This window comes from Caballeronia sordidicola (genome assembly GCF_000729995.1).
Lineage (GTDB): Bacteria > Pseudomonadota > Gammaproteobacteria > Burkholderiales > Burkholderiaceae > Caballeronia > Caballeronia sordidicola_A.
This window is the reverse complement of the sequence record NZ_JNFG01000006.1, coordinates 165,831-186,250: the sequence shown is the minus strand read 5'-3', so window position 1 is coordinate 186,250 and position 20,420 is coordinate 165,831. Positions and strand designations below refer to the sequence as shown.

Sequence of the window (20,420 nt, the reverse complement as noted above, 5' to 3'; positions counted from 1 at the left end):
TCGCGCGTCAGGCCAGGAACAGCTTGTAGACGGGGTTCGCGCCTTCGTCCCACCACTGATAACCCAAGGTGGCGAGGAATTGCCCGAACTCAACGTTCTCCGATGCCGGCACTTGAACGCCAACGAGAATCGAGCTGGTATCCGCGCCCTGGTTCCGATAATGGAACAGGCTGATATTCCAGTTCGGCGCCATCGACGACAGGAATTTCATCAGCGCGCCCGGGCGCTCCGGAAACTCGAAACGCAGCAGGCGTTCGTCTTGCGCGAGCGGCGAATGGCCGCCCACCATGTAGCGGATATGTTGCTTCGAAAGCTCGTCGTGGCTGAGATCGACCGTAGCAAATCCGTGTTCGATAAACGCGTTCGCCATCTGCACCGCTTCGCCGCGCGTCTTGATCTGCACGCCGACGAAGATATGCGCGGCGTGGGCATCCGCAATCCGGTAATTGAACTCGGTCACGCTGCGCGTGCCGACAAGTTCGCAGAACCGCTTGAAACTGCCGCGTTCTTCCGGAATGGTCACCGCGAACACCGCTTCGCGCGCTTCACCGACTTCAGCGCGCTCGGCGACAAAACGCATGCGGTCGAAGTTCATGTTCGCACCGGACGTCACGGCGACAAGCGTCTTCGCTTCCAGTCCATCGCGTTCCGCGTATAGCTTTGCACCGGCAACCGCGAGCGCTCCCGACGGTTCCAGCACGCTGCGCGTGTCCTGGAAGACGTCCTTGATCGCGGCGCAGAGGGCGTCGGTGTCGACGGTAATAACCTCGTCGAGCAGCTCGCGGCACAGCCGGAACGTTTCTTCGCCAACGAGTTTTACCGCCGTGCCGTCGGCAAACAGTCCGACTTCGGCCAGCGTGACGCGCTCGCCTGCCTCGATGGATTGCTTCATCGCGCACGAGTCGATGGCTTGTACGCCAATCACGCGGATTTCCGGGCGCACCGCTTTCACGTAAGCCGCGACGCCCGCCGCGAGGCCGCCGCCGCCGATCGGGACGAAGATGGCGTGAATCGGGCCTTGATGCTGGCGCAGGATTTCCATCGCGACAGTGCCCTGGCCGGCGATGACATCCGGATCATCGAAAGGATGAACAAAGGTCAGGCCGCGCTCTGCCTGCAACTTCACGGCGTGGCCGTACGCGTCACTATAGGATTCACCATGCTGGACGATCTCCACGGTCGGGCCGCCGAACGCGCGCATGGCGTCGATCTTGACCTGCGGCGTGGTGACCGGCACGACGATGACGGCTTTGCAGCCAAGCCGCGTGGCTGAATACGCGACGCCCTGAGCATGATTTCCCGCCGATGCCGTAATCACGCCGCGTGCGAGCACGTCTGCGGAAAGCTGCACCATCTTGTTGTACGCGCCGCGAATCTTGAACGAGAACACCGGCTGGTTGTCTTCGCGCTTCAGATAGACCGAGTTGTGCAGCCGCGCGGACAAATTGCGGGCGGGTTCGAGCTCGCTTTCGCGGGCGACATCGTAGACGCGCGCGGTCAGGACTTTCTTGAGGTAATCGGGGTGTGTCATTCCGGAGCCGTTCGCGCGGTCGGGTGCGCGCCATTTTGAGAGCGAAAACGTCAATGATAGCGCCATCGACGCTCGAAACCCCTTCAATGCGCGCTGAACGCGCCGCTTTATGTTGACTTTGAGTGTTATTAACCGTCCGTCCGGTCGATGCGAAAAATGTCAGAAAAACGTCCAAAACCGGCATGAACAAAGCCCTTCAACCCGCTACCGGCTGCGAACGGCGAACATCGCGATGGGTTAGAATTCCCTTTTCGATACAGGATCGGAAGATGCAACGGCAGTCCCGGACCGGCTTTTTGACGCATGTTCCACGCGGCGCTCTACGCGAGTGCTGCGCGCTCTGCTGCGCTATCCACGCGGCTTCGGAACGGCATGCGCGTCATCAGCGATCGTGGCGCTGATTCCGGTACCCCCGAAGGCTTTGCATCGCTCGCCAACCCCTGGCGGTGAGCACCTTCACAAAAAAGTATCACTCGAAAATCTGCGCCTCCCCGCGCAATGCCGGCTATCGCGCTGCTCGTGATCTCATTGTCAGCAAGCGCCGGCTCACCGAACTGTCGAATATGAACGCACCCCAAGCCTTCGATCCGAACGGCGCCGCGCATGCCGTGGCCCTGGATACCGAGCCGCGCCTGCGCGAGATTCCCTATAACTACACGTCGTTTTCCGATCGCGAAATCGTCATTCGCCTGCTGGGCGAGGAAGCCTGGGCCGCGTTGGCCATCCTGCGCAGCGAACGCCGCACGGGCCGCTCGGCACGCATGTTGTATGAAGTGCTCGGCGATATCTGGGTGGTGCGTCGCAATCCGTATCTGCAGGACGATTTGCTGGACAATCCGAAACGGCGCGCCTTGTTGATCGAAGCGTTGAATCACCGTCTGGGCGATATCGAAAAGCGTCGTAAAGCGGATTTATCGCAGCATCAGGACGATGCCGGCAGGGATCGCGCAGCACGCGTGGAAATACTGATCAGCGCCGCCTGCCGCGCGGTCGAAGATTTCAAGAAAGAGTTCGAGCAAACCTACGATCTGCGCAAAAAAGCGTCGAAGGTTTTCAGCAAGGTCACCGAGAAAGACAACATCAAGTTCGACGGCCTGTCGCGCGTATCCCACGTGACGGATGCTACGGACTGGCGCGTCGAATACCCGTTTGTCGTGCTGACGCCGGATACCGAAGCGGAAATTGCCGGCTTGATCAAGGCGTGCTTCGAACTAGGCCTCACCGTGATTCCGCGCGGAGGCGGCACGGGCTACACCGGCGGCGCGATTCCTTTGACGCCGTTCGCGGCCGTCATCAATACCGAGAAGCTCGAACAGCTCGGACCCGTCGAAATGACGGATCTGCCGGGCGTAGACCATAAAGTCGCGACCATTTTCTCGGGTGCGGGCGTGGTCACGCGCCGCGTAACGGAAGCGGCGGAACACGCCGGTTTCGTCTTCGCCGTCGATCCGACCTCCCTGGACGCATCGTGCGTTGGAGGCAATGTCGCGATGAACGCCGGCGGCAAAAAGGCCGTGCTCTGGGGCACGGCGCTCGACAATCTGGCCTGGTGGCGCATGGTCGATCCGCAGGGCAACTGGCTTGAAGTCACGCGCCTGGATCACAACTGCGGCAAGATTCACGACATTCCCGTGGCGCGTTTCCGGCTCGACTGGTTCGACGGATCGCGTGCGCCGGGTGAGAAATTACTGCGCACGGAATCGCTCGATATTGCCGGCAGCAAGTTCCGCAAGGAAGGGCTTGGCAAGGACGTGACGGATAAATTCCTGTCGGGTCTGCCGGGTGTGCAGAAGGAAGGTTGCGACGGCCTGATTACATCGGCGCGCTGGATCCTGCACAAGATGCCCGCGCATACGCGCACCGTCTGCCTCGAATTCTTCGGCCAGGCACGCGACGCGATTCCGAGCATCGTGGAAATTAAGGACTATCTGTTCGAGACATCGAAGAAGGGCGGCGCGATTCTCGCCGGTCTCGAACATCTCGACGAACGTTATCTGCGCGCTGTCGGTTACGCGACCAAGAGCAAGCGCAACGCGTTTCCGAAGATGGTGCTGATTGGCGATATCGTCGGTGACGATCCGGATGCTGTGGCTCAGGCCACGTCCGAAGTCGTCCGCATGGCGAACGGCAAGAGCGGCGAAGGGTTTGTCGCGGTGAACGCCGAAGCGCGCAAACGCTTCTGGCTCGATCGCTCGCGCACGGCCGCTATCGCGAAGCATACGAACGCGTTCAAGATCAATGAAGATGTGGTGATCCCGCTGAACCGCATGGGCGAGTACACGGACGGGATCGAGCGGATCAACATCGAGTTGTCGATCAAGAACAAGCTGCAACTCGTCGATGCCCTCGAAACGTTCTTCAAGACGGGCAAGCTGCCGCTCGGAAAGAGCGACGACGCGAACGAGATTCCGAGCGCTGAGTTGCTCGAAGACCGCGTGCAGCAAGCGCTCGATCTGCTTAAGCGCGTGCGTGAGCGCTGGACGTTCGTCGGCGAAAAGCTGGACCTGCCGTTGCGCGAAGCGCAGCACTATATGGTTCAACTCGGCTACGAAGGGCTGGCCGAGAAGCTCGCGGATCGCGTGGATTCGCAGCCGGGCGTCCGCGTATTCGACGTGGCGCAAGACCGCACGATTCGTGTTTCCTGGAAGCAGGAAATCCGCGCTGAATTGCGCCATATCTTCAATGGCGGCGAGTTCAAGCCCATCCTTGAAGAAGCGCAGAACATTCACAAAGCGGTTCTGCGTGGCCGCGTATTCGTCGCGCTCCACATGCACGCGGGTGACGGCAACGTCCACACCAACATCCCCGTCAACTCCGACAACTACGAGATGCTGCAGGACGCGCACGTCGCGGTCGCACGCATCATGAAGCTGGCGCGCGATCTGGATGGCGTGATTTCGGGCGAACACGGCATCGGCATTACGAAGCTGGAATTCCTGACCGAAGACGAAATCGCGGAGTTCCGCGAGTACAAGCAACGCGTTGATCCGGAAGGCCGTTTCAACGCGGGCAAGCTGTTAGCGGGCGCCGATCTGCGCAATGCCTACACACCCAGCTTCGGCTTGATGGGCTACGAATCGCTGATCATGCAGCAGTCGGATATTGGCGCGATCGCGGACTCCATCAAGGACTGCCTGCGTTGCGGCAAATGCAAGCCGGTCTGCGCTACCCACGTGCCGAGGGCCAATCTGCTTTATAGCCCCCGCAACAAGATCCTCGCGACATCGCTGCTGGTCGAGGCGTTCTTATATGAGGAGCAGACGCGCCGCGGGGTATCGATAAAACATTGGGACGAGTTCAACGACGTCGCCGATCACTGCACCGTCTGTCACAAGTGCGTGACGCCGTGCCCGGTGAAGATCGATTTCGGCGATGTCACCATGAACATGCGCAACCTGCTGCGCAAGATGGGCAAGAAGAAGTTCAACGCGGGCAATGCGGCTGGCATGTTCTTCCTCAACGCCACGAATCCGCAGACCATCAACCTCGCCCGCACGGCGATGATGGGCGTCGGTTACAAGGCGCAGCGCCTCGGCAACGAAGTGCTGAAGAAGTTCGCGAAGAAGCAGACAGCGAAACCCCCGGCAACAGTCGGCAAGCCGGCGGTGACGCAGCAAGTCATCCACTTCATGAACAAGAAGATGCCGGGCAACTTGCCGAAGAAAACGGCGCGGGCGCTGCTGGACATTGAAGACAACAAGATTGTCCCGATTATCCGCAACCCGAAGACGACGACATCGGATACGGAAGCGGTCTTCTACTTCCCGGGTTGCGGGTCGGAGCGTTTGTTCTCGCAAGTCGGTCTCGCCACGCAAGCCATGTTGTGGGAAGCCGGCGTGCAGACGGTGTTGCCGCCGGGTTACCTGTGCTGTGGGTATCCGCAACGCGGTTCAGGTCAGTTCGACAAAGCCGAGAAGATCGTCACGGATAACCGTGTGTTGTTCCACCGCGTGGCCAATACGCTGAACTATCTGGACATCAAGACGGTGGTGGTGTCGTGCGGGACTTGCTACGACCAGCTGGCCGGATATGAATTCGAGAAGATTTTCCCGGGCTGCCGGATTATCGATATCCACGAATTCCTGCTCGAAAAGAACATCAGGCTGGAAGGCGTGACGGGCACGCGCTACATGTATCACGACCCCTGCCACTCACCGATCAAGACGATGGACCCGGTCAAGCTCGTGAATGAACTCATGGGTTCGGCGCATGACGGCTACAAGATCGAGAAGAACGACCGGTGCTGTGGCGAATCGGGCACGCTCGCGGTCACGCGGCCGGACATTTCGACGCAAGTGCGCTTTCGCAAGGAAGAAGAAATCCGCAAGGGCGCGGCCAAGCTGCGCGACATTCCGCTGCTGGCTGAAGCGGGCGCGGACGGCATCAATCTGGCGAACGCGTCGGCGGGAACGGCGGGTGCTGCACCGGCTTCAGTGCTAAAAGCAGGCGATGGCGCTCAATCAACCGGAACCGACGTCAAGATCCTCACGAGCTGCCCGTCCTGCCTGCAGGGTTTGTCGCGTTATAACGAGGACGCGAACATCGAGGCGGATTACATCGTCGTGGAAATTGCCCGCAAGGTGCTCGGCGCGAGCTGGATGGAAGACTACGTGGCGCGCGCTAACGATGGCGGTATCGAGCGCGTGCTGGTGTAATAGCGGAATCGGGGTTGTTTCGCTAGAGGAAAATGATGGACTGTGTCTTTTGCCGTGAAGACGGCGGCGAGGTCTTGTGGTCGGACGACGCAGTGCGCGTCGTCCTCGCCGATGAGCCCGAGTGGCCGGGTTTTTGCCGCGTGATCTGGCATGCGCACGTGGCGGAGATGTCCGATCTCGACAACGCCGCCCGCCTCAAGGTGATGACGGCGGTGAACGGCGTGGAGCGCGCCATCCGACGCGTGATCGCGCCGGCGAAGATCAATCTGGCGAGCCTCGGCAACCAGGTTCCTCATGTTCACTGGCACGTCATTCCGCGCCATTCCAACGATTCCCGTTTCCCGCTGCCGGTCTGGGCGCCGCGCCAGCGCACTGTGTCCCAGGCGCTATTGTCGAATCGCCGGGCGCAGGCCACGCTGCTGCGCGAAGCAGTGCGCGCCGAGATGGCGCTGGCGTTCGGCTGACCCGCTGACCCGGGCTAACTGACCACCTGATTCATAAAGGCTCACCATGAGCGGACTGACCAAACAAACGCCGATTCCGACGGGGATCGTCGTGCATTCGAAAACGCGCGCCCTCGAACTGCAGTATGCGAATGATCAGACATATCGAATACCGTTCGAGCTATTGCGCGTATATTCGCCCTCGGCGGAGGTTCAGGGTCACGGTCCCGGGCAAGAAACGCTGCAAACGGGCAAGCGCGACGTGCTAATTGTCGCGATCGAGCCGGTCGGCCACTACGCGCTGCAGCTCAATTTTTCCGATGGCCACAACACTGGTCTCTATTCTTGGGACATCCTGCATGACCTCGCGGTCCGCCAGGATGAACTCTGGGCAGACTATCTCGCCAAACTGGAAGCGGCAGGGATCGACCGCGATATGCCAATGACGCCAAAACCGTCCGGCGGCCATCGCCACTAACAGTTTTTTACCTTGCAGCGGCAATTTGCCGCTGCAATCGGCCGAAAGCCCGTGTCAGGGCGCAGCCAAACAACACGAACAAGATAAGGACGAACGCGATGAGCAAGACCCACTTCGGTTTTGAAACGGTCGACGAACAGGAAAAAGCGAAGAAGGTGGCGGGCGTTTTCGATTCGGTCGCAAGCAATTACGACTTGATGAACGACCTGATGTCGGGCGGGCTGCATCGCGCGTGGAAGTTCTTTGCGATCGGCCAGGCTAAGGTTCGTCCAGGCTACAAAGTTCTCGACCTGGCTGGCGGGACGGGGGATCTGGCAAAGGCGTTCGCGAAACAAGCGGGCGAAAAAGGCGAGGTCTGGCACACGGATATCAATGAATCGATGCTGCGCGTCGGGCGCGATCGGCTGATCGACCGGGGTGTGATCACGCCCACCCTGATCTGCGACGCGGAGAAGATTCCGTTCCCGGATAATTATTTCGATATTATTACAGTTGCCTTTGGGCTTCGTAATATGACGCACAAAGATGGTGCTTTGGCCGAAATGTATCGGGTATTGAAGCCGGGTGGCCGAGTCCTCGTTCTGGAGTTCTCGAAGGTATGGGAGCCGTTAAAGAAAGCGTACGATCTCTACAGTTTCAAGTTTTTGCCGTGGCTTGGCGACAAATTTGCGAAAGATGCGGATAGCTATCGGTACCTCGCCGAGTCGATCCGGATGCATCCGGATCAGGAAACGCTAAAAATAATGATGGAACGCGCGGGATTGGATCGAGTCGAATATTACAATTTGTCAGGTGGCGTGGTAGCGTTACACGTCGGGACCAAATTTTAGTGTTCCACTTTTAGAAGGATTCGAAATGTCCGATTCGCGCTTACCCCAAACTCGGGGTTTCCTGAAGTCGTTATTCAGGAAAGCCGGGGTTGTTGCGCTGGCTGGCGTAATCATGGCCGGTGCTTTGATCGCTGAAGATGCAGAGGCACGCCGCATGGGCGGCGGCCGCAGCTTGGGTAAACAATCAACAAGCGCCGCTCAACAGAATCAAGCTACGCCGCCCTCGCAGTCCATGCAGTCAAGCCAGGCGGCCAACGCCCAGCGTGCAGCACCTGCAGCGGCGCCTGCCGCGGCGGCCGCGCAACCCGCGCGTAACCGCTGGATGGGGCCGCTCGCCGGTCTCGCAGCAGGTCTTGGCATAGCCGCGCTGCTGTCGCACTTCGGTCTTGGCGGCGCGTTCGCCGGCGCAATGGCAAACATGATCATGATCGCGTTGATCGTCATGGCCGCTGTGATGGTGTTCCGCTTCATCATGAACCGCAGGAAAAACGCCAATACGCCGGCGTATGCGGCTGCCGGCGCGGGTTCGCCGTTCGGCGGATCAGCACGTACCGGGCAGGAACCCAGCTATGTGCCGCAGTCGGCGCCCGGTGGTTATGGTCCGTCCGCCGCTGCGCTGAGCAGCGCTAATACGGCCGAGGCGGCACCTCAGGTCGACGTGCCTGCGGGCTTTGACAGCGAAGCATTCGTGCGTAACGCGAAGGTTTATTTCGTGCGCTTGCAGGATGCATGGGATCGCGGCAACTCCAACGACATCCGCGAATTCACCACGCCGGAAATGTTCGCGGAAGTGAAGCTGGACATCGATTCACGCGGTACGCAGCCGAACCGCACCGACGTCGTGCAACTCAACGCCGACATCCTGGGCGTCGAGGAGCGCGGCACGGAAAGCCTTGCCAGCGTGCGTTTCCACGGCCTGATTCGTGAAACGGAAGGCGCTGCTGCCGAGCCGTTCATCGAGATCTGGAACCTGTCGAAACAGAAATACGGCAACGAAGGCTGGTTGCTGGCCGGGATTCAGCAGGTCAGCTAATGGGTCGCATGGCGGGCTGAAAAGCCGGTCATCCGGGCGTTGGAGGGTAGGCCTTACGGCTAACGCGATGTTTGCGGTGCCCGGGGCCAAACGATAACGCCAGTTGCAAAGGTAGAATAGAAACCCGCGCGAGTGACCGCTTGCGCGGGTTTTTTCATCTCAGAGCCGATGACGCACGCAGACGAATTCGCCCCCCCAGCAGCACCTTCTGCCACTCAGGCCGCAGCCAGGACCGCGTCGAAAGCGTTCGCGGCTGCTGTGAACCACGTGCTCGCGCGCGAATCCTGGGCCCGCGAGCGTCTTACGCCTTACGCCGGCAAGACCGCGCGGCTGGCACTCTCGCCGTTTTCGCTGCTGCTGATGGTCCAGCCGGACGGGCTGATTGCCGCCGTCGACGAAACCGAAGCGCGTACCTTCGACGTGACCCTCTCCATTCCCGCCGACGCCGTTCCGGCGTTCCTGCAAGGGGGACAGGCCGCTGTGATGAAACACGTCCGCATAGAAGGCGATGCGGAGTTCGCGACCACGATCGCGAAGCTGGCCGAACATCTGCGCTGGGAGCCCGAAGAAGATCTGGCCCGCGTGATTGGCGACGGTCCGGCTCATCGCATAGGCTCGACTGTGCGCAAGGTGGGTGAACAGGCGCGCCGCTCGGGTCGAAACCTGCTTGAATCGGTGACCGAATACCTGCTCGACGAACAACCTCAACTCGTGCGCCGCAGCGCCCTCGACACGTTCAATGCCGAACTGTCGGTAGCCCGGGATGCGCTCGCGCGCGTCGAAAAGCGCATCGAGCGACTCGAACAAAAAGCCGAAGCCCGAGGCGCGTCAGCGTCCGGCGCCGCGTCAGCGCGCGGCACGAGCAAGTAATGGGCTGAACCATGCGTCTTCTGCGTTTCCTCAAGATCTTTTTTACCGTAGTGCGATTCGGGCTCGACGAACTGGTGATGAGCGGCATCCAGGACCGGCGTGTCCGCCTGCTCATGCGCGTCACCACGTTCGGCCGCAAGTTCGACGTCCCACGCGGGGTGCGGTTGCGCCTCGCGCTCGAAAGCCTCGGGCCAATTTTCGTCAAGTTCGGGCAGGTGCTGTCTACGCGGCGCGATCTGCTCCCTGTCGATATAGCGAACGAACTCGCCAAGCTTCAGGATCAAGTGCCGCCGTTCGATTCGGACGTCGCTATCGCCATCGTGGAGAAGTCGCTGGGCTCGCCCATCGACGTCTTGTTCGACGACTTCGAGCGTGTGCCGGTGGCGAGCGCATCAATCGCGCAGGTGCACTTCGCCAAGATCAAGACTGGCGGCCATGCGGGCAAAGCAGTGGCGGTGAAGGTGTTGCGGCCGAACATGCTGCCGGTGATCGACTCGGATCTCGCGTTGCTACGCGACATTGCGTACTGGACCGAGCGGCTTTGGGCGGACGGCAAGCGGCTGAAGCCGCGCGAAGTGGTCGCCGAGTTCGATAAATATCTTCACGACGAACTCGACCTGATGCGCGAGGCTGCGAACGGCAGCCAGTTGCGGCGCAATTTCGCGGGCCTCGATTTGCTGATGGTGCCCGAGATGTATTGGGACTATTCAGCGCCCTCCGTGCTGGTCATGGAGCGCATGGTCGGCGTGCCGATCAGCCAGGTGGAAGTGCTGCGAGCGGCTGGCGTCGATATCCCGAAGCTGGCGCAGGAAGGTGTCGAGATATTCTTCACGCAAGTATTCCGCGACGGGTTTTTCCACGCTGACATGCATCCCGGCAACATCCAGGTGAGTCTCGCGGAAGAGACATTCGGGCGGTATATCGCGCTGGACTTCGGGATTGTCGGCGCGTTGTCCGACTTCGATAAAAACTATCTGGCGCAGAATTTCCTGGCGTTCTTCAAGCGCGACTATCACCGTGTGGCCACGCTGCATCTGGAGTCGGGCTGGGTGCCGCCGAGCACGCGTGTCGAAGAGCTGGAAAGTGCTATCCGCGCTGTTTGCGAACCGTACTTCGACCGGGCCTTGAAGGATATTTCGCTGGGCCAGGTGCTGATGCGGCTCTTTTCCACTTCGCGCCGCTTCAACGTTGAGATTCAGCCGCAACTCGTCCTCCTGCAGAAAACCATGTTGAACGTGGAAGGACTCGGCCGGTCGCTCGATCCCGAACTCGACCTATGGAAGACGGCCAAGCCGTATCTCGAACGCTGGATGAACGAGCAGGTCGGCTGGCGCGGCTGGTACGAAAGACTCAAACTGGAAGCGCCGCAATGGAGTAAGACGTTGCCGCAGCTGCCGCGCCTGATCCATCAGGTGCTGGCTGATCGTCACGATCAGCCAGGCGGCAGTAACGACGAACTCATGCGCATGATCCTGCTCGAGCAGAAACGCACGAATCGTTTGTTGCAGGCGTTGCTGATATTCGGGCTGGCGGTGGGCGCGGGCGCGGTGATTGCCCAGTTCTGGCAAGTGTTGGCATACGGAGGTTGAGGGCGCCATGATCGACACTCGCAAACCAGACTCGGTGCCTCCCAGCTTCGATACGCGTGACCCGAATTCCCCCGAGTTCTGGAATGAGCGCTTCGACCAGCGCTTTACACCTTGGGATCAGGCCGGCGTGCCTGAGGCGTTCAAGGCGTTTGCACTCAAGCATCGGAACCCCTCGGCAAACGTCCTGATTCCCGGCTGCGGCAGCGCGTACGAAGCGCTATGGCTTGCCGAGGAAAACTGGTCGGTCAGGGCGATCGATTTCTCACCAAGCGCCGTTGCAGCGGCGCGTGGGCAACTGGGCGAACACGCCGACGTGGTTGAGCAAGCCGATTTCTTTGCGTACAAGCCGCCGTTTGAAACGAGCTGGATTTATGAGCGCGCGTTCCTGTGCGCTTTGCCGCGCGACCGATGGCAGGACTACTCTTTTCGCATGGCCGAATTGCTCCGGCCCGGCGCGCTGCTGGCGGGTTTCTATTTCCTCGGCGAGACGCCCAAGGGGCCGCCGTTCGGCATTGAGCGGGGCGCGCTCGATGCCTTGCTGACGCCGTATTTTGAACTCGTGGAAGAGCATGAGGTAATCGGATCCATCGACGTCTTCGCCGGACGCGAACGCTGGCTTACCTGGCGTCGGCGCGCACCGGAAGCTAACCCTGTTACCTGAATCCACCGTATCCAGGGCGTCGCCTGCAGCGGCTGACACCTCGTTGACATACTCCGTGTCCGCATTAATCGGCCGCGCATGCATACCTTGAATTTCGACAAAAGAAACCTGCGCAAACCTGCTGCATCCCCTTGAAACCTGGGCCTGCGGGCCCAAAATTAAGGGTTGGCCGATGGTTTGAGGCTATAATTCAAGGCTTTGCAAGCGCCGAAACGTTAATCGTAGGAAGAGTGACATGCCGATCTACGCGTACCGCTGCGAGTCCTGCGGCTTCGAAAAAGACGCGCTCCAGAAAATGAGCGATGCACCGCTCACCCAGTGCCCGCAGTGCGGGAAGGAAACATTCGCCAAGCAGGTTACGGCGGCCGGCTTCCAGTTGAAGGGTTCCGGCTGGTACGTAACCGACTTCCGCGGTGGCAACAACGGCGCCGCTGCTGCCAAGAAAGACGAGGGTGGCAAGAAGGAAGAGGGCGCCAAAGCCGAAACGAAAAGCGACGGCGGATCGGATTCGAGCAATTCGAGTAAAGAGTCGAGCAAGGATTCGGGCAATCAATCGTCGAAGACCGATTCGGCCACGGCAAGCGCGCCAGCGGCAGGTAGCACGACGTCGGCTGCGGCGTCATCGAGCAAACCGGCGTCGCCTGCATCGAATTGACGCTCGTCGCTTGTGCGTCATGCGAAGCCTGGAAGCAATCTTGTCCGACCCATGCCGCAAGCGCGCTCAGTTGCACGATCTGCTCGATCTGTCCGATCGCACGCAAGAAGATGACCGCCCGAAGCCATGAATGTGTGCCGGGCGGCGAACCAGCCAAACCGTGAAAGCCCAAGCGGGGCGGCCTTCCGGCTGTGTAAATGACGACCAAAAAGACTACGTTGAAATCCGTGTTCGCAACCGGCCTGCTGGTGCTGGTTCCGCTCGCCATCACGCTGTGGGTGATCGGGCTCGTGATTGGGACCATGGACCAGACGCTCCTGCTGTTGCCGGAATCCTGGCAACCCGAGCGGGTCTTCGGCTTTCATCTGCCGGGCCTCGGCGCCGTGCTGACGCTCGCCTTCATTTTCGTCGTGGGCTTGCTCACGCAGAACTTCGTCGGCCAGAAACTGGTCGAGTGGTGGAATGTGATCGTGCGTCACATTCCCGTGGTCGGACCGCTGTATACCAGCGTTAAACAAGTGTCGGACACGTTGCTCTCCAGCAGCGGCAACGCGTTTCGCAAGGCACTGCTGATCCGCTACCCGCACTCGGGGTCCTACACCATCGGTTTCCTGACGGGCATTCCCGGAGGCGACGTAGTCAATCACCTGACTGAAGAACATGTGAGCGTCTACGTGCCGACCACGCCGAATCCCACCTCGGGTTTCTTCCTGATGGTGCCGAAAAGCGAAGTCATCGAGCTCGACATGTCCGTCGATGCTGCGTTGAAGTACATCGTATCTATGGGAGTAGTCGCGCCGTCCATGCCGCAAGCGCAGGCCGCGCCGCGTCGCCCCGTCGATCCGCCGCTGTAATGCCGGCGCGCTGCGAACAACGCTTTGGGCTTGTGCGCGCGCACCGTTGATCAATGAATAACGAAAGACACAACATCATGTCGATGAGATCTGAATACTGCGGTCTGGTGACCGAAGCTCTGCTGGGCCAAAACGTTTCGCTGTGCGGCTGGGTACATCGCCGGCGCGACCATGGCGGCGTTATTTTTATCGATTTGCGCGACCGCGAGGGCCTCGTGCAGGTCGTATGCGATCCGGATCGCGCTGAAATGTTCAAGATCGCCGAAGGCGTGCGCGGCGAGTTTTGCGTGCAGGTGAAGGGCCTGGTGCGCGGTCGCCCGGAAGGCACGGCAAACGCGGGGCTGACGAGCGGCAAGATTGAAGTGCTGTGCCATGAGCTGAATGTGCTGAACCCGTCGGTGACGCCGCCGTTCCAGCTCGACGACGACAACCTCTCCGAAACCACGCGCCTGACGCATCGTGTGCTCGACCTGCGTCGCCCGCAGATGCAGCAGAACCTGCGTTTGCGTTACCGCGTGGCTATTGAAGTGCGCAAGTACCTCGACGCGCAGGGTTTTATCGATATTGAAACGCCGATGCTCACCAAGAGCACGCCGGAAGGTGCGCGCGATTACCTGGTGCCGTCGCGGACGAACCCGGGTCAGTTCTTCGCGCTGCCGCAGTCGCCGCAATTGTTCAAGCAATTGCTGATGGTGGCGAACTTTGACCGCTACTACCAGATCGTGAAATGTTTCCGCGACGAAGACCTGCGCGCGGATCGTCAGCCGGAATTCACGCAGATCGATTGTGAAACGTCGTTTTTGACGGAACAGGAAATTCGTGACTTGTTCGAAGCGATGATTCGTCACGTCTTCAAGGAGACGATCAACGTCTCGCTGGACGAGAAATTCCCGGTCATGCTGTATTCGGAAGCCATGCGCCGTTTCGGCTCGGACAAGCCGGACCTGCGAGTGAAGCTGGAATTCACGGATCTGACGGACGCGGTTCGTGACGTCGATTTCAAGGTCTTCAGCACACCGGCCAATTCGAAGGACGGCCGCGTGGCGGCGATCCGCGTGCCGCGCGGCGGCGAGATGTCGCGTAGCGAGATCGACAGCTATACGGAATTCGTGCGCATCTACGGCGCGAAGGGCCTGGCCTGGATCAAGGTGAATGACATCGCGAAGGGCCGGGATGGCTTGCAAAGCCCGATCGTGAAGAACCTGCACGACGCATCGATCACCGCGATCATCGAGCGGACCGGCGCGCAGAACGGCGACATCATTTTCTTCGCGGCGGATCGTTCGAAAGTGGTGAACGACAGCCTGGGCGCGTTGCGTCTGAAGATCGGTCATTCGGAATTCGGCCGTGCGAACGGCTTGTTCGAAAAGGGCTGGAAGCCGCTGTGGGTAACGGACTTCCCCATGTTCGAATTCGATGAGGAAGACAACCGTTACGTGGCCGCGCATCACCCGTTCACGAGCCCGAAGGACGAGCATCTGGAATATCTGGAAACGGACCCGGGCCGTTGCCTTGCAAAGGCATACGACATGGTGCTGAATGGCTGGGAAATTGGCGGCGGATCGGTGCGGATTTATCAGGAAGAAGTGCAGAGCAAGGTGTTCCGCGCGCTCAAGATCAGCGCTGAAGAAGCGCGTATCAAGTTTGGCTTCCTGCTCGACGCGTTGCAGTACGGCGCGCCGCCGCATGGTGGTATTGCGTTTGGGCTGGACCGGATCGTCACGATGATGGCGGGCGCCGATTCCATCCGCGACGTAATCGCGTTCCCGAAGACGCAGCGCGCAACGGATTTGCTGACGCAAGCGCCGAGCGAAGTGGACGAAAAGCAGTTGAAGGAACTGCATATTCGTTTGCGTGCGCCGGAGCCGAAGCCGCAGTAAACGTGACTAGTAGCAACGTTTGAAACGAAAAAGGCGCCGCAGGCGCCTTTTTCGGTTTATGGGGTTTCTGAGACAGAGGCTTCGGTATGAGCGTTGATCTCCTTGGCCGAAATATCAGTTAACAACAGAACTTCCGTCTCGACTTCGCGCACCGGTACCTGAGCCTTGTGCTGATCTGCTAACTTGGCGACTCCTTCCATCAATTCCGCGAATAGATTGCGTTTGATTTCTCGTTCCTCAGTTCGGCTGGGAGCACCGAATAAAGCTCAAAACGGTAACGTCGCAGCCTGGAAAAAGCGCTCTTCGCGACAATTTTTGACGGAAGCAGCAATTTATCTAAAACGGTACGAACTGATGGGCCGGTAGCGTCCTGATCAAGGCCGCGCCCTCCGACCCGTCACCCATTTGCAACATCCGAAACGAAACCGCCGCTGAGTGCGCCTTTTCCCGTTTTTAGGTTACATTCTTCGGCCAGCCTCTTAGAAAGGCCGCAACGTTTCCACCATGTCCAAACCGCCGAAAATTCCCGAGTCTGTCCTGGTTGTCATCCATACGCCCGAAATGGAGGTGCTTGTCATCGAGCGCTTCGACCGGCCGGGTTTCTGGCAGTCCGTGACGGGCTCGAAAGATCACATCGACGAACCGCTGGTCCTGACGGCAGCGCGCGAAGTCGCGGAGGAAACGGGGATCGTTGTCGGCAGCGTAGGTGTCCCAGAGCGCTCGCTGCTCGACTGGCATCACTGGATTGAATACGACATCTATCCCGAATGGCGGCATCGCTATGCAGAAGGCGTCGTGCGTAACGTGGAGCACCAGTTCAGCCTGCTTGTCCCGCATTGTGTGGAAGTGAAGCTCGCGCCGCGCGAGCACACCGCGTTTCTCTGGCTGCCGCTCCGTGAGGCGGCGGCAAAGTGTTTTTCATCGTCGAATCGTGAGGCGATCCTGCAATTGCCCGAGCGTCTCGCGGAGCACAACCGGTGATCGGTTTCGGCACGCCCAAACGGCGGTTCGCCCGACTCAAGCTAGCCCTGTTTGCCGGACGTCGCCCGGTACGGCTGTGCTTCACCATCAACAACACGGTGCGGCTGTTCAAATCCGGCGTGGAATATTTCCCGGCGCTGATTGAACGCATCGACGCGGCGAAGCACGACGTCGCGCTCGAGACCTACATCTTCTGCGACGACGCCGCCGGCCGCGCCCTTTCCACCGCGTTGATGAACGCAGCCCGTCGCGGCGTGCACGTGCGCGTGATCACGGACGGTATAGGCACCGCGAAGCTTACGCTCTTCGATGAATGGGCTCAGGCGAACGTCGAGCATCGCGTGTACAACCCGCATCTGTTCGGACAGCTTGGATTTTCGCGGACGCATCGTAAGCTGGTGGTTATCGATCATCACATTGCGTTCTGCGGGGGCATCAATATTGTCGATGACTTCGAGCAGAACGGCGTTCATCTCGATCACCCGCGCTGGGATTTTGCGCTGGAAGCGCAAGGCCCGGTGGTCAAAGACGTGCGCGAAGCCTTCGATCTCCAATGGCAACGAATTCGCCTCGGCGTGAAGCCGCTGCCGCCGCGGCCACAGGATCAGCAACCTGCGCCGGGTGCATCGGTGAGAACGAATCGGCGGGCATTGCGGGCACGCCTGCGAGCCCGGCGGGGCCTGATCCACGCAGTCGATCAACCGTGCGTGGCGTTTGTCGCCCGTGACAACCTGCTCAACCGGCGGGCAATCGAAAAAGCGTATCTCGCCGCGATTTCGCACGCGGAAAAAGAGGTGATGCTCGCGAATCCGTATTTCATGCCGGGGCGCAAGCTGCGCCGCGCGCTGGCGCGCGCAGCGCAGCGTGGCGTGCGCGTCACACTGGTGATCGGGCGAAAGGAGTTTGTCGCGCTGGATTACGCCACGCCGTTCCTGTATCACAATCTTCTGAAGTACGGCGTGCGGATTGCGGAATACGAGAAAACCATCCTGCACGGCAAGGTGGCCGTGGTGGACGAGAATTGGGCTACGGTTGGGTCCTCGAATCTGGACGCATTGAGCCTCGTGCTGAACAATGAGGCGAACATGGTGCTGGTGAATCACGAGAACGAGATCGTGAAGCTGCGCGACGCAATCCTGGCCGCCTTCCACGACGGCCGCCCGATTACCATCGAGCAATACGCGGCGCGCCCCATTGGTGAGCGTCTGCTTAACTGGCTCGCGTACAACGCGTATCGCATGATGATGAAAATGCTCACCATCGGCCGCTACGATTGAGGTGGTGAAAACGCCGCGCGGTCAAACCCGGGCAGGCCCGACTGGCTGTCCGCCCACAAACCGGGACAAACTAGGACTCGTCCGATGGATGTGGCCAGAAGTTAGACCCGGTTTTCTAAAAAAAAGCTTGTTTCATGAACGGCTAGCTATAACAATAGTACGGCCGTTCGATTTTATTTCGATTCAATGAAAACGGTAAAGATCATGCGAAAAGGCGAACAGACACGAGTCGCGATCCTCGATGCGGCGCTGGACCTGGCAAGCCGCGACGGACTTGAGGGTTTGACGATCGGCTTGCTGGCCGAACGGATGCAAATGAGCAAGAGCGGTGTGTTTGCGCATTTCGGCTCGCGCGAGGATCTGCAAGTGGAGGTGGTGAAGGAATACCACCGTCGCTTTGAAGACGAAGTGTTCTATCCGAGCTTGCGCGAAGCACGCGGGTTGCCGCGCTTGCGTTCAATGCTGGCGCGCTGGATGGAAAAGCGCATCGAGGAAGTGACAACGGGTTGTATCTACATCAGCGGCGCGGTGGAGTACGACGATCGCGCTGACAGTGCGGTCCGCGAGCAACTCGTGCACAGCGTGACCACCTGGCGAGCGGCGCTCACGCGTGCGATCAAACAGGCGCAAGACGAAGGGCATCTGCGGGCGGACACGGATCCGGCGTTGATGCTGTTCGAACTCTATAGCTTCACGCTCGGCCTGCATCACGATGCGCGTTTCCTCCACTTGCCGGAGGCGGTGCAACTGACGCGGGACGCGCTGGAAAAAACGATTGTTTCGTATCAAAGCAACGGCCACTAGGCGTCGCGCGGATCAGCAGAAGGCTGCAGTACGGCAGATTCGGCGGCGACCAAAGCCCAAGCTTCCTGGACACTTGGAGAAGAAAAAATGGGACAGTACACAGCGCCGCTGCGTGACATGCAATTCGTCTTGCATGAATTGCTCAATGTGGAAGCCGAGGTCAAGAACATGCCGAAGCATGCCGACCTCGACGCGGATACCATCAATCAGGTTCTTGAAGAGGCCGGCAAGTTTTGCGCCGAGGTGCTTTTTCCGCTGAACCAGATTGGCGACAGCGAAGGTTGCACGTATGAAGGCGATGGCGTCGTGCGTACGCCGACGGGGTTCAAGGAAGCCTACAAGCAATACGTGGAAGCGGGCTGGCCGGCATTGGGTTGCGATCCGGAATACGGCGGCCAGGGCTTGCCCGCGTTCGTGAACAACGCGCTGTTCGAAATGCTGAATTCGGCGAACCAGGCCTGGACGATGTACCCCGGCTTGTCGCATGGCGCGTATGAATGCGTTCACGCGCATGGCGCGCCGGAGTTGCAGAAAACGTACTTGCCGAGACTCGTCGACGGCACCTGGACCGGAACCATGTGTTTGACCGAGCCGCATTGCGGCACGGACTTGGGGCTGCTGCGCACGAAGGCCGAGCCGAATAGCGATGGTTCGTACGCCATCAGCGGCACCAAGATCTTCATCTCCAGCGGCGAGCATGATATGGCCGCGAACATCGTCCATCTCGTGTTGGCTCGTTTGCCGGGTGCACCGATCGGCACGAAGGGCATCTCGCTTTTCATCGTGCCGAAGTTCATTCCGACTGACGCAGGCGCTCCCGGCGAACGCAATGGCGTGAAGTGCGGTTCCATCGAACACAAGATGGGCATTCACGGTAACTCCACGTGCGTGATCAATCTGGACTCGGCAAAGGGCTGGCTTGTCGGTGAACCGAACAAGGGCTTGAACGCCATGTTCGTCATGATGAACGCGGCGCGTCTGGGCGTTGGCATGCAAGGGCTGGGGCTAACGGAAATCGCGTATCAGAACTCGCTCGTGTACGCGAAGGAACGCCTGCAAATGCGTTCGCTGACCGGGCCGAAAGCGCCAGAGAAAGCGGCTGATCCGATCATCGTGCATCCGGATGTTCGCCGCATGTTGCTCACGCAAAAGGCCTACGCCGAAGCGGGCCGCGCGTTCACCTACTGGGCTGCGCTGAACATCGATAAAGAACTGTCCCACGCCGATGAAGCCACGCGCAAAGACGCCGCCGATCTCGTCGCCTTGCTCACGCCGGTGATCAAGGCGTTCCTGACGGACAACGCGTTCGAAGGCACCAACATGGGCATGCAGATCTATGGCGGCCACGGCTTCATCTCCGAATGGGGCATGGAGCAATACGTTCGCGATGCCCGCATCAACATGATCTATGAAGGCACGAATTCGATTCAGGCTTTGGATCTGCTCGGCCGCAAGATTCTCGGCGACATGGGCGCAAAGCTGAAGAAGTTCGGCAAGCTCGTGACCGACTTCGTGGAAGAAGAAGGCGTGAAGCCGGAGATGCAGGAGTTCATCAACCCGCTCGCCGACATTGGCGACAAGGTGCAGAAGCTGACCATGGAAATCGGCATGAAGGCGATGCAGAATCCGGACGAAGTCGGCGCCGCTGCCGTGCCCTATATGCGTACGGTCGGGCATCTGGTGTTCTCGTATTTCTGGGCGCGCATGGCTCGCATCGCGCTGGACAAGGAAGCCGCAGGCGATCCGTTCTACAAAGCGAAGCTCGCCACCGCGCGGTTCTATTTCGCCAAGCTGCTGCCTGAAACGGCATCGACTATCCGCGCTGCGCGCGCCGGATCGAAGACGCTGATGGACTACGACGAAGCCTTGTTCTAGGCCT

General features: G+C 59.8%; 16 protein-coding genes. 15 read left to right on the top strand and 1 reads right to left on the bottom strand.

Annotated features, from left to right (window positions below):
• Window positions 1-7: 7 nt before the first annotated feature.
• The gene (gene ilvA / locus FH08_RS0106585) at window positions 8-1,531 is read right to left on the bottom strand and encodes a threonine ammonia-lyase, biosynthetic (protein WP_031357564.1); all 1,524 of its coding nucleotides are present in this window, start codon (window positions 1,529-1,531) and stop codon (window positions 8-10) included.
• Between the two features lie 563 nt (window positions 1,532-2,094).
• Between ilvA and FH08_RS0106570 the strand changes: the two genes are divergently transcribed.
• The 15 genes from FH08_RS0106570 (at window position 2,095) to FH08_RS0106490 (ending at window position 20,416) form a co-directional block, all read left to right on the top strand.
• Window positions 2,095-6,186, top strand: coding sequence for a DUF3683 domain-containing protein (locus FH08_RS0106570; RefSeq protein ID WP_031357563.1), 4,092 nt, complete (start codon window positions 2,095-2,097; stop codon window positions 6,184-6,186).
• A 35-nt stretch (window positions 6,187-6,221) separates the two neighbouring features.
• Window positions 6,222-6,650 carry an HIT family protein gene (locus tag FH08_RS0106565; RefSeq protein ID WP_031357562.1) on the top strand — a complete coding sequence of 143 codons (429 nt, stop codon included), beginning with the start codon at window positions 6,222-6,224 and terminating at the stop codon, window positions 6,648-6,650.
• Window positions 6,651-6,696: 46 nt separating this feature from the next.
• Complete coding sequence (locus tag FH08_RS0106560; protein WP_031357561.1) at window positions 6,697-7,107, top strand: gamma-butyrobetaine hydroxylase-like domain-containing protein; 411 nt, start codon at window positions 6,697-6,699, stop codon at window positions 7,105-7,107.
• Between the two features lie 98 nt (window positions 7,108-7,205).
• Window positions 7,206-7,937, top strand: coding sequence for a bifunctional demethylmenaquinone methyltransferase/2-methoxy-6-polyprenyl-1,4-benzoquinol methylase UbiE (ubiE, locus tag FH08_RS0106555; RefSeq protein WP_031357560.1), 732 nt, complete (start codon window positions 7,206-7,208; stop codon window positions 7,935-7,937).
• 25 nt (window positions 7,938-7,962) lie between these two features.
• On the top strand, window positions 7,963-8,970 hold the full coding sequence (locus FH08_RS0106550) for a Tim44 domain-containing protein (protein ID WP_031357559.1): 1,008 nt from the start codon (window positions 7,963-7,965) through the stop codon (window positions 8,968-8,970).
• Window positions 8,971-9,138: 168 nt separating this feature from the next.
• Window positions 9,139-9,840 carry a ubiquinone biosynthesis accessory factor UbiJ gene (locus tag FH08_RS0106545; RefSeq protein WP_081889375.1) on the top strand — a complete coding sequence of 234 codons (702 nt, stop codon included), beginning with the start codon at window positions 9,139-9,141 and terminating at the stop codon, window positions 9,838-9,840.
• A gap of 11 nt (window positions 9,841-9,851) precedes the next feature.
• Complete coding sequence (ubiB, locus tag FH08_RS0106540) at window positions 9,852-11,429, top strand: ubiquinone biosynthesis regulatory protein kinase UbiB (protein ID WP_031357557.1); 1,578 nt, start codon at window positions 9,852-9,854, stop codon at window positions 11,427-11,429.
• 7 nt (window positions 11,430-11,436) lie between these two features.
• Window positions 11,437-12,090, top strand: coding sequence for a methyltransferase domain-containing protein (locus FH08_RS0106535; RefSeq protein WP_031357556.1), 654 nt, complete (start codon window positions 11,437-11,439; stop codon window positions 12,088-12,090).
• A 235-nt stretch (window positions 12,091-12,325) separates the two neighbouring features.
• Complete coding sequence (locus FH08_RS0106530; protein ID WP_031357555.1) at window positions 12,326-12,745, top strand: FmdB family zinc ribbon protein; 420 nt, start codon at window positions 12,326-12,328, stop codon at window positions 12,743-12,745.
• Between the two features lie 197 nt (window positions 12,746-12,942).
• Window positions 12,943-13,599 carry a DUF502 domain-containing protein gene (locus FH08_RS0106520; protein WP_031357554.1) on the top strand — a complete coding sequence of 219 codons (657 nt, stop codon included), beginning with the start codon at window positions 12,943-12,945 and terminating at the stop codon, window positions 13,597-13,599.
• A 77-nt stretch (window positions 13,600-13,676) separates the two neighbouring features.
• Window positions 13,677-15,479: an aspartate--tRNA ligase gene (gene aspS, locus FH08_RS0106515; protein WP_031357553.1), complete on the top strand. Its 1,803-nt coding sequence runs from the start codon at window positions 13,677-13,679 to the stop codon at window positions 15,477-15,479.
• Between the two features lie 504 nt (window positions 15,480-15,983).
• Entirely contained in the window at window positions 15,984-16,460 is a 477-nt protein-coding gene (gene nudB, locus FH08_RS0106505) for a dihydroneopterin triphosphate diphosphatase (protein WP_031357552.1), read from the top strand.
• 47 nt (window positions 16,461-16,507) lie between these two features.
• Window positions 16,508-17,737 (top strand): cardiolipin synthase ClsB, encoded by a 1,230-nt coding sequence (gene clsB, locus FH08_RS0106500; RefSeq protein WP_235210298.1) that lies wholly within the window; start codon window positions 16,508-16,510, stop codon window positions 17,735-17,737.
• A gap of 204 nt (window positions 17,738-17,941) precedes the next feature.
• Window positions 17,942-18,541, top strand: a complete 600-nt coding sequence (locus FH08_RS0106495; protein WP_031357550.1) for a TetR/AcrR family transcriptional regulator — start codon at window positions 17,942-17,944, stop codon at window positions 18,539-18,541.
• Between the two features lie 87 nt (window positions 18,542-18,628).
• On the top strand, window positions 18,629-20,416 hold the full coding sequence (locus FH08_RS0106490) for an acyl-CoA dehydrogenase C-terminal domain-containing protein (protein ID WP_031357549.1): 1,788 nt from the start codon (window positions 18,629-18,631) through the stop codon (window positions 20,414-20,416).
• Window positions 20,417-20,420 lie beyond the last annotated feature (4 nt).

Bases quoted from the DNA above. Each gene is read 5' to 3' on its own strand.
- FH08_RS0106545 (WP_081889375.1), top strand. From the start codon at position 9,139: ATGACGCACGCAGACGAATTCGCCCCCCCAGCAGCACCTTCTGCCACT.
- ubiB (WP_031357557.1), top strand. From the start codon at position 9,852: ATGCGTCTTCTGCGTTTCCTCAAGATCTTTTTTACCGTAGTGCGATTC.
- ilvA (WP_031357564.1), bottom strand. From the start codon at position 1,531: ATGACACACCCCGATTACCTCAAGAAAGTCCTGACCGCGCGCGTCTAC.
- ubiE (WP_031357560.1), top strand. From the start codon at position 7,206: ATGAGCAAGACCCACTTCGGTTTTGAAACGGTCGACGAACAGGAAAAA.
- FH08_RS0106560 (WP_031357561.1), top strand. From the start codon at position 6,697: ATGAGCGGACTGACCAAACAAACGCCGATTCCGACGGGGATCGTCGTG.
- FH08_RS0106550 (WP_031357559.1), top strand. From the start codon at position 7,963: ATGTCCGATTCGCGCTTACCCCAAACTCGGGGTTTCCTGAAGTCGTTA.
- FH08_RS0106530 (WP_031357555.1), top strand. From the start codon at position 12,326: ATGCCGATCTACGCGTACCGCTGCGAGTCCTGCGGCTTCGAAAAAGAC.
- FH08_RS0106565 (WP_031357562.1), top strand. From the start codon at position 6,222: ATGGACTGTGTCTTTTGCCGTGAAGACGGCGGCGAGGTCTTGTGGTCG.
- FH08_RS0106570 (WP_031357563.1), top strand. From the start codon at position 2,095: ATGAACGCACCCCAAGCCTTCGATCCGAACGGCGCCGCGCATGCCGTG.
- aspS (WP_031357553.1), top strand. From the start codon at position 13,677: ATGTCGATGAGATCTGAATACTGCGGTCTGGTGACCGAAGCTCTGCTG.
- nudB (WP_031357552.1), top strand. From the start codon at position 15,984: ATGTCCAAACCGCCGAAAATTCCCGAGTCTGTCCTGGTTGTCATCCAT.
- FH08_RS0106520 (WP_031357554.1), top strand. From the start codon at position 12,943: ATGACGACCAAAAAGACTACGTTGAAATCCGTGTTCGCAACCGGCCTG.
- FH08_RS0106495 (WP_031357550.1), top strand. From the start codon at position 17,942: ATGCGAAAAGGCGAACAGACACGAGTCGCGATCCTCGATGCGGCGCTG.
- FH08_RS0106490 (WP_031357549.1), top strand. From the start codon at position 18,629: ATGGGACAGTACACAGCGCCGCTGCGTGACATGCAATTCGTCTTGCAT.
- FH08_RS0106535 (WP_031357556.1), top strand. From the start codon at position 11,437: ATGATCGACACTCGCAAACCAGACTCGGTGCCTCCCAGCTTCGATACG.